General features: G+C 52.7%; 16 protein-coding genes. 12 read left to right on the plus strand and 4 right to left on the minus strand.

Annotation, left to right across the window (positions count from 1 at the left end; translation table 11 throughout):
• The 5 genes from mreD to tldD all read left to right on the plus strand — a co-directional run bounded on the left by mreD (position 1) and on the right by tldD (position 8047).
• On the plus strand, positions 1-489 hold the full coding sequence (gene mreD / locus J4617_RS07500; RefSeq protein WP_000179403.1) for a rod shape-determining protein MreD: 489 nt from the start codon (positions 1-3) through the stop codon (positions 487-489).
• Between the two features lie 8 nt (positions 490-497).
• Positions 498-1091 carry a nucleoside triphosphate pyrophosphatase gene (locus J4617_RS07505; protein WP_000210306.1) on the plus strand — a complete coding sequence of 198 codons (594 nt, stop codon included), beginning with the start codon at positions 498-500 and terminating at the stop codon, positions 1089-1091.
• On the plus strand, positions 1081-2550 hold the full coding sequence (rng, locus tag J4617_RS07510; RefSeq protein WP_000123188.1) for a ribonuclease G: 1470 nt from the start codon (positions 1081-1083) through the stop codon (positions 2548-2550). The genes J4617_RS07505 and rng overlap by 11 nt, the downstream gene beginning before the upstream one ends.
• A gap of 106 nt (positions 2551-2656) precedes the next feature.
• Complete coding sequence (yhdP, locus tag J4617_RS07515) at positions 2657-6457, plus strand: AsmA2 domain-containing protein YhdP (RefSeq protein ID WP_024145772.1); 3801 nt, start codon at positions 2657-2659, stop codon at positions 6455-6457.
• A gap of 144 nt (positions 6458-6601) precedes the next feature.
• A complete protein-coding gene (gene tldD / locus J4617_RS07520; RefSeq protein ID WP_017465407.1) occupies positions 6602-8047 on the plus strand; it encodes a metalloprotease TldD in 1446 nt (481 codons plus the stop codon).
• Positions 8048-8169: 122 nt separating this feature from the next.
• Here tldD and aaeR read toward each other — a convergent pair whose 3' ends face one another.
• The gene (aaeR, locus tag J4617_RS07525) at positions 8170-9099 is read right to left on the minus strand and encodes an HTH-type transcriptional activator AaeR (protein ID WP_000440300.1); all 930 of its coding nucleotides are present in this window, start codon (positions 9097-9099) and stop codon (positions 8170-8172) included.
• A 181-nt stretch (positions 9100-9280) separates the two neighbouring features.
• On the opposite strand from aaeR, the gene aaeX reads away from it, so the two are divergent.
• From aaeX to J4617_RS07545, 4 genes are all read left to right on the plus strand, one after another.
• A complete protein-coding gene (gene aaeX, locus J4617_RS07530; RefSeq protein ID WP_000051840.1) occupies positions 9281-9484 on the plus strand; it encodes a p-hydroxybenzoic acid efflux pump operon protein AaeX in 204 nt (67 codons plus the stop codon).
• Between the two features lie 7 nt (positions 9485-9491).
• Positions 9492-10424 (plus strand): p-hydroxybenzoic acid efflux pump subunit AaeA, encoded by a 933-nt coding sequence (gene aaeA / locus J4617_RS07535; RefSeq protein ID WP_000855134.1) that lies wholly within the window; start codon positions 9492-9494, stop codon positions 10422-10424.
• Between the two features lie 5 nt (positions 10425-10429).
• On the plus strand, positions 10430-12397 hold the full coding sequence (aaeB, locus tag J4617_RS07540; RefSeq protein ID WP_000510913.1) for a p-hydroxybenzoic acid efflux pump subunit AaeB: 1968 nt from the start codon (positions 10430-10432) through the stop codon (positions 12395-12397).
• Between the two features lie 171 nt (positions 12398-12568).
• Positions 12569-12841, plus strand: coding sequence for a hypothetical protein (locus tag J4617_RS07545; protein ID WP_001103887.1), 273 nt, complete (start codon positions 12569-12571; stop codon positions 12839-12841).
• Between the two features lie 59 nt (positions 12842-12900).
• Here the strand turns inward: J4617_RS07545 and yhcN-B are convergent, their stop codons facing one another.
• The 3 genes from yhcN-B to argR form a co-directional block, all read right to left on the minus strand.
• Positions 12901-13167: a DUF1471 family stress response protein YhcN-B gene (yhcN-B, locus tag J4617_RS07550; protein WP_000853277.1), complete on the minus strand. Its 267-nt coding sequence runs from the start codon at positions 13165-13167 to the stop codon at positions 12901-12903.
• A gap of 103 nt (positions 13168-13270) precedes the next feature.
• The gene (yhcN, locus tag J4617_RS07555; RefSeq protein ID WP_000695693.1) at positions 13271-13534 is read right to left on the minus strand and encodes a peroxide/acid stress response protein YhcN; all 264 of its coding nucleotides are present in this window, start codon (positions 13532-13534) and stop codon (positions 13271-13273) included.
• Between the two features lie 364 nt (positions 13535-13898).
• Complete coding sequence (argR, locus tag J4617_RS07560; RefSeq protein WP_001257852.1) at positions 13899-14369, minus strand: transcriptional regulator ArgR; 471 nt, start codon at positions 14367-14369, stop codon at positions 13899-13901.
• 414 nt (positions 14370-14783) lie between these two features.
• Here argR and mdh point away from each other — a divergent pair, with 414 nt between their 5' ends.
• The 3 genes from mdh (at position 14784) to J4617_RS07575 (ending at position 17123) form a co-directional block, all read left to right on the plus strand.
• Entirely contained in the window at positions 14784-15722 is a 939-nt protein-coding gene (mdh, locus tag J4617_RS07565; RefSeq protein WP_000861586.1) for a malate dehydrogenase, read from the plus strand.
• A gap of 119 nt (positions 15723-15841) precedes the next feature.
• The gene (locus J4617_RS07570) at positions 15842-16471 is read left to right on the plus strand and encodes a GntR family transcriptional regulator (RefSeq protein WP_000723776.1); all 630 of its coding nucleotides are present in this window, start codon (positions 15842-15844) and stop codon (positions 16469-16471) included.
• Positions 16458-17123, plus strand: a complete 666-nt coding sequence (locus J4617_RS07575; RefSeq protein WP_001171581.1) for a GntR family transcriptional regulator — start codon at positions 16458-16460, stop codon at positions 17121-17123. The genes J4617_RS07570 and J4617_RS07575 overlap by 14 nt, the downstream gene beginning before the upstream one ends.
• The last annotated feature ends 96 nt before the right edge of the window (positions 17124-17219 follow it).

Below are 17219 nucleotides of genomic sequence, written 5' to 3' on the forward strand. Positions count from 1 at the left end.
GTGGCGAGCTATCGTAGCCAGGGGCGCTGGGTTATCTGGCTCTCTTTTCTTATTGCGCTGTTGCTGCAAATCATGCCCTGGCCGGACGACATCATTGTTTTCCGGCCAAACTGGGTTTTGCTTATCTTACTGTACTGGATTCTGGCCCTGCCGCACCGCGTAAATGTGGGGACGGGATTTGTGATGGGTGCCATACTTGATCTCATCAGCGGTTCCACACTTGGCGTGCGCGCTCTGTCGATGAGTATTGTCGCCTATCTGGTCGCTCTGAAATTCCAGCTCTTCCGTAACCTGGCGCTCTGGCAGCAGGCGCTGGTGGTAATGTTGCTTTCACTGGCCGTGGACATTATTGTTTTCTGGGCCGAGTTTTTAGTGATCAACGTCTCTTTCAGACCGGAAGTGTTCTGGAGTAGTGTAGTCAATGGCGTGCTGTGGCCCTGGCTCTTTTTGCTGATGCGTAAAGTACGCCAGCAGTTTGCTGTGCAATAAAGGTCGATATGACAACTCTGTATCTTGCTTCCGGTTCCCCGCGTCGCCAGGAATTATTGACTCAACTTGGATTTTCATTCGAGCAGGTCGTGCCTGGTATTGAAGAGCAACGGCGTGCTCAGGAAAGCGCGCAGCAGTATGTTGTTCGGCTGGCACGCGAAAAGGCGCAGGCTGGCGTGGCGCTGGTTCCCCGTGATCTGCCGGTGTTGGGCGCGGATACGATAGTCGTGTTAAACGGCGAGGTGCTGGAAAAGCCGCGCGACGCCGCTCATGCCGCAGAAATGCTGCGTTTGCTTTCCGGAAATACGCATCAGGTGATGACTGCTGTTGCGCTTGCGGACTCGCAGCAGACGCTGGATTGTCTGGTGGTAACGGAGGTGACTTTCCGCACGCTTTCTGCGCAGGATATTACTGGCTATGTCGCCAGCGGCGAGCCTTTAGATAAAGCAGGTGCATACGGTATTCAGGGGCGGGGTGGCTGTTTTGTCAGGAAGATAAATGGCAGCTATCACGCCGTGGTCGGCTTACCGCTGGTTGAAACGTATGAGTTGTTGAGTCATTTTAACGCACTGCGTGATAAAAGGGATAAACATGACGGCTGAATTGTTGGTAAACGTAACGCCATCGGAAACGCGCGTGGCGTACATTGATGGCGGTATTCTTCAGGAAATCCATATTGAGCGCGAAGCGCGACGCGGAATCGTAGGCAATATCTACAAAGGTCGTGTAAGTCGTGTACTTCCAGGTATGCAGGCGGCTTTTGTAGATATTGGGCTGGATAAAGCCGCATTTCTTCACGCTTCCGACATTATGCCGCATACCGAATGCGTGGCGGGCGACGAGCAAAAACAGTTTACCGTGCGCGATATCTCCGAACTGGTGCGTCAGGGACAGGATCTGATGGTGCAGGTAGTGAAAGATCCGCTCGGCACGAAAGGCGCGCGTTTGACCACGGACATCACGTTGCCCTCCCGTTACCTTGTTTTTATGCCCGGCGCGTCACACGTTGGCGTTTCCCAGCGTATCGAAAGCGAAAGTGAACGCGAGCGCCTGAAAAAGGTGGTGGCGGAATACTGCGACGAACAGGGCGGGTTTATTATCCGCACCGCGGCGGAAGGCGTGTGTGAAGAGGATCTCGCGTCTGACGCCGCCTATCTCAAGCGCGTCTGGACGAAAGTCATGGAGCGCAAAAAGCGTCCGCAAACGCGCTACCAGATGTATGGCGAACTGGCGCTGGCGCAGCGCGTGCTGCGCGATTTCGCCGATGCGCAGTTGGACCGAATTCGCGTCGACTCACGTCTGACCTATGAGTCGCTGCTGGAGTTTACCGCAGAATACATCCCGGAAATGACCAGTAAGCTGGAGCATTACAGTGGCCATCAGCCGATCTTCGATCTTTATGACGTGGAAAATGAGATCCAGCGCGCGTTGGAGCGTAAGGTTGAACTCAAGTCCGGCGGTTATCTGATTATCGACCAAACCGAAGCGATGACGACGGTAGATATCAATACCGGCGCGTTTGTTGGACACCGTAATCTCGACGACACCATTTTTAATACCAATATTGAAGCGACTCAGGCCATTGCCCGCCAGCTACGCCTGCGTAATCTGGGCGGCATTATCATTATCGATTTTATCGACATGAATAATGAAGATCATCGCCGCCGGGTGCTGCATTCGCTGGAACAGGCGTTAAGTAAGGATCGCGTGAAAACCAGTATTAACGGTTTTTCGCCGCTGGGACTGGTGGAAATGACCCGTAAACGGACTCGTGAAAGCGTGGAACATGTGCTTTGTAACGAGTGTCCAACCTGTCATGGCCGCGGGACGGTAAAAACGGTGGAAACCGTCTGCTATGAGATCATGCGTGAAATTGTACGTGTTCATCACGCTTATGACTCCGATCGCTTCCTGGTTTATGCTTCTCCTGCGGTGGCGGAAGCGCTGAAAGGCGAAGAATCACACGCGCTGGCGGAAGTCGAAATCTTTGTCGGCAAACAGGTTAAAGTTCAGGTCGAACCGCTTTATAACCAGGAGCAGTTTGACGTCGTAATGATGTAAAAGACCGCGACCCGTACGAGCATTTGCAGGCCGGATAAGGCGTTCACGCCGCCGTCCGGCAAAGCAAGGTTGTGAGTCGTATTTTTTGGCAGACAAGGAGAGACGCGTGAGGCGATTGCCGGGGATTTTATTGCTCACTGGAGCCGCGCTCATCGTCATTGCAGCGCTGCTGGTTAGCGGGCTGCGCCTGGCGTTGCCTCATCTTGACGCCTGGCGTCCAGCTATCCTGAATAAAATTGAGTCCGTGACCGGCGTGCCGGTGGCCGCCAGCCAACTCTCCGCAAGCTGGCAAAATTTTGGCCCTACGCTGGAAGCGCATAATATTCATGCCGCCCTGAAAGATGGCGGCGAACTGTCGATAAAACGCGTTACGCTGGCGCTGGACGTCTGGCAAAGCCTGTTGCATATGCGCTGGCAGTTTCGCGACCTGACCTTCTGGCAACTCAATTTCCGCACCAACACGCCTCTTCAAAGCAGCGACGGCGAAGGCATCGAAACCAGCCGTTTAAGCGATCTTTTCCTGCGGCAGTTCGATCATTTCGATCTGCGCGATAGCCAAATCAGTTTTCTGACGCTTTCCGGACAACGCGCGGAGCTGGCGATCCCACAGCTTACCTGGCTAAACGGCAAAGAGCGGCACCGCGCCGAAGGCGAAGTCAGCCTCTCCAGCCTGACCGGCCAGCACGGCGTGATGCAGGTGCGGATGGATTTACGCGATGACGACGGTTTGCTAAATAACGGCAGAGTCTGGTTACAGGCCGACGATATTGACGTCAAGCCGTGGCTGGGCAAATGGATGCAGGATAATGTGGCGCTCCAGACGGCGCGTTTCAGTCTGGAAGGCTGGATGACGCTCAGTAAAGGCGAAATCGCCGGAGGGGACGTCTGGCTGAAACAGGGCGGCGCAAGCTGGCTGGGCGATAACACGACGCACACGCTGTCTGTCGATAACCTGACGGCGCAGATTAGCCGCGAGCAGCCGGGCTGGCAGTTTTATATTCCGGACACACGGATTACGCTTGATGGTAAACCCTGGCCGAGCGGAGCCTTAACCGTGGCCTGGCTCCCGCAGCAGGATGTCGGCGGCGAGAATCACACACGTAGCGATGAGCTACGCATTCGCGCCAGTAATCTTGAACTGGCGGGGCTGGAAGCATTACGTCCGCTGGCGGCTAAACTGTCGCCTGTGCTGGGCGAAATATGGCAGGCTACGCAGCCGAGCGGAAAGATCGCCACACTGGCGCTGGATATTCCGCTACAGGCGACCGAAAAAACGCGTTTTCAGGCATCGTGGGAAAACCTTGCCTGGAAACAGTGGAAGCTGTTGCCCGGCGCGGAACATTTTTCCGGTACGCTGGCGGGAAGCGTAGAAGACGGGCAGATGAAGGTTGCGATGCAGCAGGCTAAGATGCCCTATGAAACCGTTTTTCGCGCGCCGCTGGAAATTGAAAACGGCGTCGCGACGCTTAGTTGGTTGAAGAATGAGAACGGCTTTCAGCTTGATGGCCGCGACATTGACGTCAAAGCAAAGGCGGTACATGCGCGCGGCGGGTTCCGCTATCTGCAACCGACGGGCGACGAACCGTGGCTGGGCATTCTGGCCGGAATCAGTACCGACGATGGATCTCAGGCGTGGCGCTATTTTCCGGAAAACCTGATGGGCAAAGCGCTGGTCGATTACCTTAGCGGCGCGATTCAGGGCGGCGAGGCGGATAACGCCACGTTGGTTTACGGTGGTAACCCGCACCTCTTTCCCTATAAGCATAACGAAGGTCAGTTTGAAGTGCTGGTGCCGCTGCGCAATGCGACGTTTGCCTTTCAACCCGACTGGCCGGCGCTAAAAAATCTCAACATTGAACTGGATTTCCTGAACGACGGCCTGTGGATGCGTTCGGATAGCGTCGATTTGGGCGGGGTGAAGGCCAGCAAACTCGCGGCGGCGATTCCGGATTATTCCAAAGAGAAACTGCTCATTGATGCCGATATTAACGGGCCGGGAAAAGCCGTTGGGCCTTATTTCGACGAGACGCCACTAAAAGACTCGCTTGGCTCGACGCTGGCGGAGCTCCAATTAGATGGCGATGTGAATGCTCGCTTACATCTTGATATTCCGCTGGACGGAGAACAGGTTACCGCTGAGGGCGATGTCTCGTTGCGTAATAACAGTCTGTTTATTAAGCCGCTAAACAGCACGCTCAAAAATCTGAACGGTAAATTCAGCTTTGTGAATGGCGCGCTAAAAAGCGGGCCGCTGACGGCAAACTGGTTTAATCAGCCGCTTAACCTGGATTTCAGTACGACGGAAGGGGCAAAAGCCTATCAGGTCGCCGTCAACCTGAACGGTAACTGGCAGCCAACGCGTATGGGCGTCTTACCGCCGCAACTGAATGACGCCCTGAGCGGCAGCGTGACGTGGAATGGTAAAGTCGGCATCGATCTTCCATATCACGCTGACACCACTTATCACATCGAGCTGAACGGCGATCTGAGAAATGTGAGTAGTCACTTACCTTCTCCGCTAAATAAACCCGCAGGCGAAGCCATTCCGGTGAACATTCAGGCTGACGGCAACCTGAAAAGTTTTGCGCTAACGGGGAGCGCAGGGAGTAAAAATCACTTTAACAGCCGCTGGTTATTAAATCAGAAGCTGACGTTGGATCGGGCTATCTGGACGACGGACAGCCGGACGATTCCGCCATTGCCTGCTCAACAAGGCGTTGAGCTCAATCTGCCGGCGCTGGATGGCGCGCAATGGCTGGCGTTATTCCAGAAAGGCGCGGCGGATAACGTGAGCAGTTCGGCCGAGTTTCCTCAACGCGTCACGTTGCGTACTCCCGCGCTATCGCTGGGCGGCCAGCAGTGGAACAATTTGAGCGTCGTTTCAGCCCCCTCGCTGAACGGAACAAAAATTGAAGCGCAGGGCCGTGAGGTGAACGCCACGCTGCTCATGCGCAACCATGCGCCGTGGCTGGCGAACATTAAGTACCTGTATTACAACCCTGGCGTCGCAAAAACGCACGCCTCGTCACCAACGCCGACATCGCCGTTGGCTTCGGCGAACACGATTAGCTTCCGCGGCTGGCCGGACTTACAGCTTCGCTGCGAAGAGTGCTGGCTATGGGGGCAAAAATATGGGCGTATTGATGGCGATTTCGCCATCAAAGGCAATACGCTGACTCTGGCGAATGGCCTGATCGATACCGGATTCGCCCGTTTGAAAGCGAGCGGCGAGTGGGTGAATGCGCCGGGTAATGAACGAACCTCGCTGAAAGGTAGTCTGCATGGTAGTAACCTCGACACGGCTGCCGGGTTCTTCGGCATCTCGACGCCAATCCAGAACGCGTCTTTTAACGTAGATTACGATCTGCACTGGCGAAACCCGCCCTGGCAACCTGAGGAAGCCACGCTCAACGGGATTTTACGTACGCGTCTGGGCAAAGGCGAGTTTACTGATCTCAGTAGCGGTCATGCCGGACAGCTACTGCGGCTGCTCAGTTTTGACGCGTTGCTGCGTAAGCTGCGGTTTGACTTCAGAGATACCTTTAGCGAGGGCTTCTATTTCGACTCTATTCATAGTACCGCGTGGATTAAAGATGGCGTCCTGCATACTGACGATACGCTGGTGGATGGGCTGGAAGCGGATATTGCAATGAAAGGTTCTGTTGATCTGGTGCGTCGTCGTCTTGATATGGAGGCCGTTGTCGCACCGGAAATTTCCGCCACCGTGGGCGTCGCCGCCGCGTTTGCCGTTAACCCGATTGTCGGCGCGGCGGTATTTGCCGCCAGTAAAGTGTTGGGGCCGCTATGGAGCAAGGTCTCCATTTTGCGATATCGCATTACCGGTCCGGTCGATGCGCCGCAGATCAACGAAGTTCTGCGCCAACCGAGAAAAGAAAGCCAGCAATGATTTGACGGGGGCGAGGAATTGCCCCACTCTCAGTAAATAGTCATGCCGGACGGCGCTGCGTTTATCCGGTTTGTACAATCTAACAACGTAGTCCGGATCAGGCGTGAACCGCCATCCGGCAGAAATCAACGAGTAGCAAAAACGATGAGTCTGAACCTGGTAAGTGAACAATTGCTAGCGGCGAATGGCCTGAACCATCAGGATCTGTTCGCTATTTTGGGCCAACTGGCCGAACGCCGTCTTGATTATGGCGACCTCTATTTTCAGTCGAGCTATCACGAATCCTGGGTTTTAGAAGACCGCATCATTAAAGATGGTTCATATAATATCGACCAGGGCGTTGGCGTTCGCGCCATTAGCGGCGAAAAAACCGGTTTTGCTTATGCTGACCAGATAAGCCTCCTCGCGCTGGAGCAGAGTGCGCAGGCAGCGCGAACCATTGTACGCGAGAACGGCGAAGGCAAGGTAAAAACGCTCGCCGCCGTAGCGCATCAGCCGCTCTACACCCCCCTTGATCCGCTGCAAAGTATGAGCCGCGAAGAGAAGCTGGATATCCTCAGACGCGTTGATAAAGCGGCGCGAGAAGCCGATAAACGCGTGCAGGAAGTTAACGCCAGCCTGACCGGCGTATATGAATTAATCCTCGTGGCGGCGACCGACGGGACGCTGGCGGCGGATGTCCGTCCACTGGTGCGTTTGTCCGTTAGCGTGCAGGTGGAAGAAGACGGTAAACGCGAGCGCGGCGCCAGCGGCGGCGGCGGTCGCTTTGGTTATGAGTATTTTCTTGCCGATCTCGACGGCGAGGTGCGCGCCGACGCGTGGGCGAAAGAAGCGGTACGCATGGCGCTGGTTAATCTCTCCGCGGTCGCTGCGCCAGCGGGGACGTTACCGGTGGTTCTGGGCGCCGGGTGGCCGGGCGTATTGCTGCACGAAGCGGTCGGGCACGGGCTGGAAGGTGATTTCAACCGTCGTGGGACGTCAGTGTTTAGCGGTCAGATCGGTGAGCAGGTTGCCTCCGCGCTTTGCACCGTAGTGGATGACGGCACAATGATGAACCGTCGTGGCTCCGTTGCTATCGATGATGAAGGTACGCCAGGCCAGTACAACGTATTGATTGAAAATGGCGTGCTGAAAGGATACATGCAGGACAAGCTGAACGCGCGCCTGATGGGCGCTGCGCCGACCGGTAACGGGCGTCGCGAATCTTATGCGCATCTGCCGATGCCGCGTATGACGAATACCTATATGTTGGCGGGGCAGTCAACGCCGCAGGAAATTATCGAATCCGTTGAGTACGGCATCTATGCGCCTAACTTTGGCGGCGGTCAGGTGGATATCACCTCCGGCAAGTTTGTGTTCTCTACCTCGGAAGCGTATCTGATTGAAAACGGAAAAGTCACGACGCCGGTGAAGGGCGCGACGTTGATTGGATCAGGCATTGAAACGATGCAACAGATCTCCATGGTCGGCAATGACCTTAAGCTGGATAACGGGGTGGGGGTTTGCGGTAAAGAGGGGCAAAGTCTGCCGGTAGGCGTAGGCCAGCCGACGCTGAAAGTCGATAACCTGACGGTTGGCGGCACCGCATAACTGCCCGCCTTATCAGGCCTGTGGTGTGTGCCGCCCAGGCCTGATAAGCGCAGCGCCATCAGGAAATGTCAGCCTCGGGTGGCATCTGGCCTACAATCGTCTTCAGCAATTACCCGGTGTTTTTATTTTTCTTTCCCTCGCCCGTGCATCCCCTGAAACAGGTGTGCGACATCGACAAAATAGTCAGTTAACGCGTTAATCACTACCTGCACTTTAAGCGGCAGCTTATCTTTTTCGGTGTACAGCGCGTACACCGGACGGGGATCGGACTGATAGCGAGGCAGCAGGATCTCCAGATCGCCACGATTGATCTCATCGATCACCCACATCAGCGGCACATAAGCGATTCCGGTTCCGGCGGTCAGCCAGCGTACCAGCGTCATCGGATCGTTAGTGACGAACCGCCCCTGTGGAATCAGTCGGGTAGAAATTCCTTCCGGCGCGATAAGTTCAAACTCATTATCCGGGCGCACGCTATATTCCAGCCAGGAATGGCTACTGAGATCGGCGGGTTTTTCCGGGACGCCGTACTGAGCGAGGTAGGGCTTGGCGGCGCACACAACCATCGGCATCGCGCCGAGTCGACGGGAAAACAGGCTGGAGTCTTGCAGCGCGCCCACGCGGATCACCACGTCCAGCCCGTCGGCAATTAAATCCGGAGCCGGAATTCCTGTCACCAGATTGACCGCCAGACCGGGATACTCTTTTAATAATTTTGCGGTAAGCCCGGCCAGCACATTTTGCGCCATGGTTGAAGAACAGCCGATACGCAATGTACCGATGGGCGTGTTATTAAAAGCGTAAAGCTGCTCATGAACATCCTGCACTTCATGCAGCATACGACGGCAGCCCTGATAATAGATTTTTCCAGCCTCGGTAAGCCCAATGCTGCGTGTGCTGCGGTTGAGCAATTTAACCTGAAGCTCATCTTCCAGTTTCGCCACAGTCTGGCTGATGGACGATACGCTCATTTGCAGCTGTCTGGCTGCGGCGGTAAAAGAGCCAAACTCGACAACTTTGGCGAATACCGACATTCGTTTTAATCGTTCCATTATTCACTCTGGCTTAAAAGTGATTTAGATCACATAATATAGATAACAGCATAACAATTACGTTAATATACTATTATTCGAATAAGAGCTATGTCGCTCTCGCCTGGCGTCTCTTGCCCTTCTCTGCGGCGATGTAGCTTAACAATCTATCGCCTGCTCTCTCTCAGAAATCAAGGTCAACATGAGTCTGTTTCCCGTTATCGTGGTGTTTGGTCTTTCCTTCCCACCGATATTTTTCGAATTGCTTTTGTCACTGGCTATTTTTTGGCTGGTGCGTCGGATGCTTGTGCCGACGGGTATCTATGATTTTGTCTGGCATCCGGCTCTGTTCAATACCGCGCTGTATTGTTGTCTGTTTTATTTAATATCGCGCCTGTTCGTTTGAGGTTGAAGTGAAAACACTAACAAGAAAACTCTCCCGTACGGCCATTACCCTCGTACTGGTTATTCTGGCCTTTATCGCCATTTTCCGCGCCTGGGTGTATTACACCGAATCTCCCTGGACGCGCGACGCGCGTTTTAGCGCCGATGTCGTCGCTATTGCCCCGGATGTCGCGGGCCTGATTACCCATGTAAACGTGCATGATAACCAACTGGTGAAAAAGGATCAGGTCCTGTTTACCATCGATCAGCCACGCTATCAAAAAGCGCTGGCGGAAGCGGAAGCTGATGTAGCCTATTATCAGGTACTGGCGCAGGAAAAACGCCAGGAAGCCGGTCGCCGTAATCGCCTCGGCGTACAGGCGATGTCCCGGGAAGAGATCGATCAGGCGAACAACGTCTTGCAGACGGTACTGCATCAACTGGCTAAAGCCCAGGCGACGCGCGATCTGGCTAAACTCGATCTGGAGCGTACCGTCATTCGCGCGCCTGCCGACGGCTGGGTGACTAACCTTAATGTTTATGCCGGTGAATTTATTACCCGCGGTTCCACAGCCGTCGCCCTGGTGAAAAAGAACTCTTTTTATGTGCAGGCCTATATGGAAGAGACCAAGCTGGAAGGCGTGCGTCCGGGATATCGTGCCGAAATCACGCCGCTTGGCAGCAACCGGGTATTAAAAGGTACCGTCGATAGCGTGGCGGCAGGGGTAACGAATGCCAGCAGTACCAGCGATGCGAAAGGGATGGCGACGATAGACTCTAACCTCGAATGGGTGCGTCTGGCCCAGCGTGTCCCGGTGCGTATCCGGCTCGACGAGCAGCAGGGGAATTTGTGGCCTGCCGGTACGACGGCAACCGTCGTGATCACCGGTAAGCAGGATCGTGACGCAAGCCAGGACTCCTTCTTCCGTAAACTGGCGCACCGGCTGCGCGAATTCGGTTAATCGTCATGGGCATTTTCTCCATTGCCAACCAGCACATTCGTTTTGCGGTAAAGCTGGCGTGCGCCATTGTGCTGGCATTATTTATCGGCTTCCATTTTCAACTGGAGACGCCGCGTTGGGCGGTGCTGACCGCCGCGATCGTGGCGGCAGGCCCGGCATTTGCCGCCGGCGGGGAACCCTATTCCGGCGCTATCCGTTATCGCGGAATGTTGCGTATTATCGGGACGTTTATTGGCTGTATCGCCGCGCTTATCATTATTATCTCTATGATCCGCGCGCCGCTATTGATGATTCTGGTGTGCTGTGTCTGGGCCGGTTTTTGTACCTGGATCTCCTCTTTAGTACGGATCGAAAACTCTTATGCGTGGGGACTGTCAGGTTATACTGCGCTGATCATTGTGATTACCATTCAGACGGAGCCGCTGCTTACGCCGCAATTTGCGCTTGAGCGCTGTAGCGAAATCGTCATCGGCATTGGCTGCGCTATTTTAGCGGATCTGCTTTTCTCGCCGCGATCGATAAAGCAGGAGGTTGATCGCGAACTGGACAGTTTACTGGTAGCGCAATATCAGCTAATGCAACTTTGTATTAAGCATGGCGACAGCGAAGAAGTCGACAACGCCTGGGGCGATCTGGTGCGACGCACGGCGGCGCTGGAGGGAATGCGAAGTAATCTGAATATGGAATCTTCGCGCTGGGTACGCGCTAACCGCCGCCTGAAAGCGTTGAATACGCTTTCGCTCACGCTGATTACGCAATCCTGTGAAACTTATCTTATTCAAAACACGCGGCCGGAACTGATTACCGATACATTCCGGGAACTGTTCGAGACGCCGGTTGAAACGGTACAGGACGTCCACAGGCAGTTAAAACGGATGCGGCGTGTCATTGTCTGGACCGGCGAGCGCGAAACGCCCGTCACGCTTTATAGCTGGGTAGGCGCAGCGACGCGCTATCTGCTGCTTAAACGCGGCGTGATCAGTAACACCAAAATCAGCGCGACGGAAGAAGAGATCCTGCAAGGCGAGCCCGTAGTTAAAGTGGAATCCGCTGAACGTCACCATGCGATGGTGAACTTCTGGCGCACCACGCTTTCCTGCATACTGGGGACATTATTCTGGCTATGGACCGGCTGGACATCGGGTAATGGCGCGATGGTGATGATTGCCGTGGTGACCTCGCTGGCGATGCGTTTACCCAATCCGCGCATGGTCTGCATTGATTTTATTTATGGCACTCTGGCGGCGTTGCCGCTGGGATTGCTCTATTTCCTGGTGATTATTCCCAATACGCAGCAAAGTATGCTGTTGTTATGTTTGAGCCTGGCGGTATTGGGGTTCTTTATCGGCATTGAGGTCCAGAAACGGCGTCTGGGGTCGATGGGGGCGCTGGCCAGTACGATTAACATTATTGTGTTGGATAATCCGATGACGTTCCATTTCAGCCAGTTCCTCGACAGCGCGTTGGGGCAAATTGTCGGCTGTATGCTGGCGTTTATCGTCATCCTGCTGGTGCGTGATAAATCCAAAGATCGAACCGGTCGCGTGCTGCTTAATCAGTTTGTTTCCGCTGCGGTCTCGGCAATGACGACCAACGTGGTACGTCGTAAAGAAAACCGTCTGCCTGCGTTATATCAGCAACTCTTTTTGCTGATGAATAAATTCCCTGGCGATTTGCCGAAGTTTCGCCTGGCGCTAACGATGATCATTGCTCATCAACGTCTGCGCGACGCGCCGATACCGGTTAATGAGGATCTGTCAGTGTTCCACCGCCAGCTTCGTCGTACCGCAGACCATGTTATTTCCGCCGGAAGCGATGATAAACGGCGACGCTACTTTGGTCAGTTGCTGGATGAGCTGGATATCTATCAGGAGAAATTACGTATCTGGGAGGCGCCGCCGCAGGTGACGGAACCGGTTAAACGTCTGACGGGCATGTTACATAAATACCAGAACGCGCTTACCGATAGCTAACCCACAAGAACCGATGCCAAAAGCGTCGGTTTTTTTATGACTATACTTATTTGAGATACAAAAACAGCGCAAGAGTGCTCCGGGGCTAAAAGCGTTTCTGGAAGTGAAACCTCTGCATAATGATGCTTAGTAGTAAAACAGACAATTGTCTGTCGGGGATGGTGGCTGGCTATGAATGTCTATACTTTTGATTTTAATGATATTAAAAACCAAAGCGATTTTTATCGCGAGTTTACGCAGACGTTTGGTCTTGCCAGTGAGAAAGTAAGCGATCTTGATACATTATGGGATGCGGTAATGAGCGATATCTTACCTCTACCGCTAGAGATTGAGTTCGTTCACCTGCCTGATAAACTGCGCAGGCGCTACGGGGCGCTGATTTTACTCTTTGATGAAGCGGAAGAAGAGCTGGAGGGGCGGCTACGGTTTAATGTCCGGCATTGAAAAAGCATAAAAAAGCCCCCGGCAGGCGGGGGCAAGTCGTCGGGTTAGACGACGAGGGTTTACTTATACAACTCGGCGGTGGCGTGCCAGTTATCACCTTCTTTTAATTCGATGATGCGATAGCTATTAGCGCCTGCTTTTTCAGCTTTAGCGACGATCTCCTGGCGCATATCCATTGGCGTACTGCCAATCTGCGAGACGGAAATGGTGCCCATCGGTTGCAGATTCTGCGCCTGTTCCGCGTTGACCTGATGTACTGCGGCATTTGCGCCGAAAGAGAGCAGAGTGGCCAGGCCGAGTGATGCGATAATGTATTTCGTTTTCATGATCTTTTATTCCTTTATAGGGTCAACCTCGCGGATTAATGGGCTTTTCTTATGCGATATCTCCGCGAAGCAATGACACGTTATATGCGATGGCAGGTGAATTTTATTTGTACAGTTCGGCAGTGGCGTGCCAGTTGCTGCCGCTACGCGCTTCGGTAATGTGGTAGGCCGTAGCGCCTTGTTCATCCGCTTTTTTGCTCAGCATGGCGTTCATATCCATAGGCGATGAGCCGATAGCGCTGACTGAAACCGATCCGATTGCTTCACGGTTTTGCGCTTGCTCTGCGCTGATAGGTTCTGCGGCGAAAGCGCCAAAAGAGAGAACGGACAGAATACTTAATGTTGCAACAGTGGTTTTGATTTTCATGATTTTTACCTCGTCGAATTCCTTTACTGGGGTCTTTGTTTCGTGACCCTCATCACAAAATTAAGTATACACTAATCACGCGATTAATTAATACCACGCTAATTGTTTCTGCTTTTTAAAGACATTAAAAATTTTATTTTTTATAACGTTATGGAATTAAAATTGCTGTTTTTCGCCGCTGTCATTTAAAAAATAAAAGAAAATCAATTGGTTAAAAAAATTGACATTTTGTGCGTTTTTTTGATTTGTCATTCATGTGGTGAATGTTTAAGGGCATGATTTGCCAAATGATAGCCGTACAGGAAAGCGGCGAGGGGAGAGGACAAAAAGGTGCCTCCGCCGTACGACGACGGAGGAAGTGGGACTAAAGCTCTTGTTCAAAAAGTTCCAGAATGGCTTCGTACAGATCTCTTACGGAAAAGCCGCTGGCAGGCGTAGTGAAGATAGTATCGTCGCCGGCAATCGTGCCGAGAATACCTTCTGCTTTCCCCAGTGAATCCAGCAGGCGCGCGATGAGTTGTGCCGCGCCGGGGCTGGTATGAATCACCACGACAGCGTCGTTATAGTCGATATCCAGCACCAGGTTTTTCAACGGACTGGATGTTGTTGGGACGCCCAGTTCAGCCGGAAGACAGTACACCATTTCCATTTTTGCGTTACGTGTACGCACTGCGCCGAACTTAGTCAACATGCGCGAGACCTTGGACTGATTGATATTTTCAAAGCCCTGATCCTGCAACGCGAGGACGATTTCGCCCTGTGAGCTGAATTTTTCTTCTTTGAGGAGCGCTTTAAACGCTCTTACTAGTTCTTCTTGTTTAGCCGAGCTTCGCATAAGTCACCCGTAATATGGCGGTAGAAACAACATTATTGTGCATACAGATGAATTTTTATGCAAACAGTCTGCCTTGTTTAAGGCTGAAATAATGTTATGAAAGAGCGGAATTTTATCAAATTTCGTTATCAAGAAACATGCCTGTGTCACGCCTCGCAAATAAGATTAAAAGTAAATTAATTGTTATCAAAATGATGTTGTTTTGAGAGGATAGTAGGGTATATTGTCACCACCTGTAGGAACGTTGCTCTCTGGTTGCAGTCGATCCGGATTACGCAAATTAAATGCATAAAAGCCAAAATTGCGCGACTCCGCATTCTTGATGAGTGAGGATTGTAATCATTGAATTTGTGAATTAAGGTCGCCGCCGCGGAGCAATAGACACTTAGCTAATCATATAATAAGGAGTTTAGGATGAAAGTCGCAGTCCTCGGCGCTGCTGGTGGTATCGGTCAGGCGCTGGCATTACTTTTAAAAAACCAACTGCCTTCAGGTTCAGAACTCTCCCTGTACGACATCGCTCCAGTGACTCCCGGTGTGGCCGTTGATTTGAGCCACATCCCCACCGCTGTAAAAATCAAAGGTTTCTCCGGTGAAGACGCAACCCCGGCGCTTGAAGGCGCTGACGTAGTACTGATTTCTGCGGGTGTGGCGCGTAAGCCGGGTATGGACCGTTCCGACCTGTTTAACGTTAACGCCGGCATCGTGAAAAACCTGGTGCAGCAGATCGCTAAAACCTGCCCGAAAGCGTGCGTGGGCATTATCACCAACCCGGTGAACACCACCGTTGCGATTGCGGCGGAAGTGCTGAAAAAAGCAGGCGTATACGACAAAAACAAACTGTTTGGCGTTACCACGCTGGATATCATCCGCTCTAATACCTTTGTCGCAGAGCTGAAAGGTAAGCTGCCAACGGAAGTTGAAGTGCCGGTGATTGGCGGACACTCCGGCGTGACGATTCTGCCGCTGCTGTCGCAGATTCCAGGCGTAAGTTTTACCGAACAAGAAGCGGCTGAGCTGACTAAACGTATTCAGAACGCCGGTACTGAAGTCGTCGAGGCGAAAGCCGGCGGCGGATCGGCAACCCTCTCTATGGGTCAGGCTGCCGCGCGTTTCGGTCTTTCTTTGGTTCGCGCTCTGCAGGGCGAAAAAGGCGTGGTGGAATGCGCCTATGTGGAAGGCGACGGTCAGTATGCCCGTTTCTTCTCTCAGCCGCTGCTGCTGGGTAAAAACGGTGTAGAAGAGCGTAAATCCATCGGCACACTGAGCGCTTTCGAGCAACATTCGCTGGACGCTATGCTGGATACGCTGAAAAAAGATATTCAGTTGGGTGAAGATTTTATTAATAAATAAGCTGTTCCTGCCCGATGCCGGGGCTTTTGCTCCGGCTTCTTTGACTGTAAACAAGCCACGAAATCAAGTACTAAATCTGCTAAACTCCTCACGTCTTATCGGTTATTAACGAGAACGTCGTGAAAAAGATCCAAAGAACGCAAACCCGCGATCACATTACGCAAATGCTTCGCTATGAAATTCTTTCCGGCAATATAAAAGCGGGAGAAGAACTCGCGCAGGAAAGTATTGCGGAGCAGCTTGGTCTTTCACGAATGCCGGTTCGAGAAGCGCTACAGTCACTCGAACAGGAAGGTTTTTTAATCCGACTGCCCAACAGGCACATGCAGGTCGCGCATCTTGAGGCCGATCGCGTGAGTCATATTTTTCGCGTGATTGCCGCGATGGCCGCCGAAATGTTTTCGCTGATACCCAGCGAAGTAGGCGATGCCCTCCTGATACGTGCGCAAGCGCTGGCTGTCGCAGAAGACAAATCCTGCGAACTGGAGTGTCATGCGATGCTGATTTCTTATGTGAATAACCGCTATCTGGAAAAGGTGTATCAGCAGTTCCTGGACGGTTATGTCTCTTATGTTATTTTGCATCTGAAAAAAGATAATCAGGAGTCGGCGCAGCTTTTCGCTGAACTGGCTGACGTCATACGCCAGGGGCGGCGTGATGAGATTGGGCAAGTTATGCAGCGTTATTTCCTCTCTTTAGCAGAAATAATGCGTCAACATATGAAGGATTGGGAAAGTGCAGAAGCCTAAGTTAGGGAAGATTAAGCTTCTTTCAGCGAAAGAACAGGTCGCGGCAGTGCTGCGTAAAGCGATTCTTTCGAGGGAGTTAGTGGAAGGGCAGGAGATTACGTTAGAAGGCATTGCCGGAATGGTCGGCGTGTCCAGTATGCCAGTGCGCGAGGCGTTTCAGATTCTGGCGGCGGATGGGCTGATAAAAGTGCGCCCTAATAAAGGGGCGGTGGTGTTGGGCATCAATGAACAAACGATCCGTGAACACTATGAAATTCGCGCGCTGTTAGAAAGTGAGGCGGTGGCTAAAGCTTCTCGTCCTGGCACCGATATCTCGCGGATAGCCCAGGTGCATTATGCCGCTGAAAAGGCTCTCGCGGAAAATAACTCGGCGGAATACTCCGACCTGAATCAGGCATTTCATATGGAAATATGGAATGTTGCTGGCAACGAAAAAATGAAAATGTTGCTCTGTAATATGTGGAACGGCCTGTCGATGGGCCATAAGGTCACCGAAGAAGAGTATGCCGTGATTTCCATTCAGGAACATAAAAGTATTCTGCAAGCTCTTGAACTTCATGATGAAACATTGGCACGCCAGCGCATGCGCGAACACATTATTCGCTCAATGGAGAATATGCTGACCCGCTATGTTGGTGACCCTTCTGCCTGATCTTTTCGCCTGCGTGAGCATCGCAGGCGCTTCAACCAATTCTTCAATTCTATTAATCACGTCCAGTAACGATCTAACCACGATCTTGATGTAGAT

Source organism: Salmonella sp. 32010601201800023SM (genome assembly GCF_017572235.1).
GTDB lineage: Bacteria > Pseudomonadota > Gammaproteobacteria > Enterobacterales > Enterobacteriaceae > Salmonella > Salmonella enterica.

What these genes read in the sequence shown, in the direction of transcription:
- J4617_RS07505 (WP_000210306.1), top strand. Translation starts at nt 498, where the DNA reads ATGACAACTCTGTATCTTGCTTCCGGTTCCCCGCGTCGCCAGGAATTA.
- rng (WP_000123188.1), top strand. Translation starts at nt 1,081, where the DNA reads ATGACGGCTGAATTGTTGGTAAACGTAACGCCATCGGAAACGCGCGTG.
- tldD (WP_017465407.1), top strand. Translation starts at nt 6,602, where the DNA reads ATGAGTCTGAACCTGGTAAGTGAACAATTGCTAGCGGCGAATGGCCTG.
- aaeR (WP_000440300.1), bottom strand. Translation starts at nt 9,099, where the DNA reads ATGGAACGATTAAAACGAATGTCGGTATTCGCCAAAGTTGTCGAGTTT.
- aaeX (WP_000051840.1), top strand. Translation starts at nt 9,281, where the DNA reads ATGAGTCTGTTTCCCGTTATCGTGGTGTTTGGTCTTTCCTTCCCACCG.
- aaeB (WP_000510913.1), top strand. Translation starts at nt 10,430, where the DNA reads ATGGGCATTTTCTCCATTGCCAACCAGCACATTCGTTTTGCGGTAAAG.
- J4617_RS07545 (WP_001103887.1), top strand. Translation starts at nt 12,569, where the DNA reads ATGAATGTCTATACTTTTGATTTTAATGATATTAAAAACCAAAGCGAT.
- yhcN-B (WP_000853277.1), bottom strand. Translation starts at nt 13,167, where the DNA reads ATGAAAACGAAATACATTATCGCATCACTCGGCCTGGCCACTCTGCTC.
- yhcN (WP_000695693.1), bottom strand. Translation starts at nt 13,534, where the DNA reads ATGAAAATCAAAACCACTGTTGCAACATTAAGTATTCTGTCCGTTCTC.
- argR (WP_001257852.1), bottom strand. Translation starts at nt 14,369, where the DNA reads ATGCGAAGCTCGGCTAAACAAGAAGAACTAGTAAGAGCGTTTAAAGCG.
- mdh (WP_000861586.1), top strand. Translation starts at nt 14,784, where the DNA reads ATGAAAGTCGCAGTCCTCGGCGCTGCTGGTGGTATCGGTCAGGCGCTG.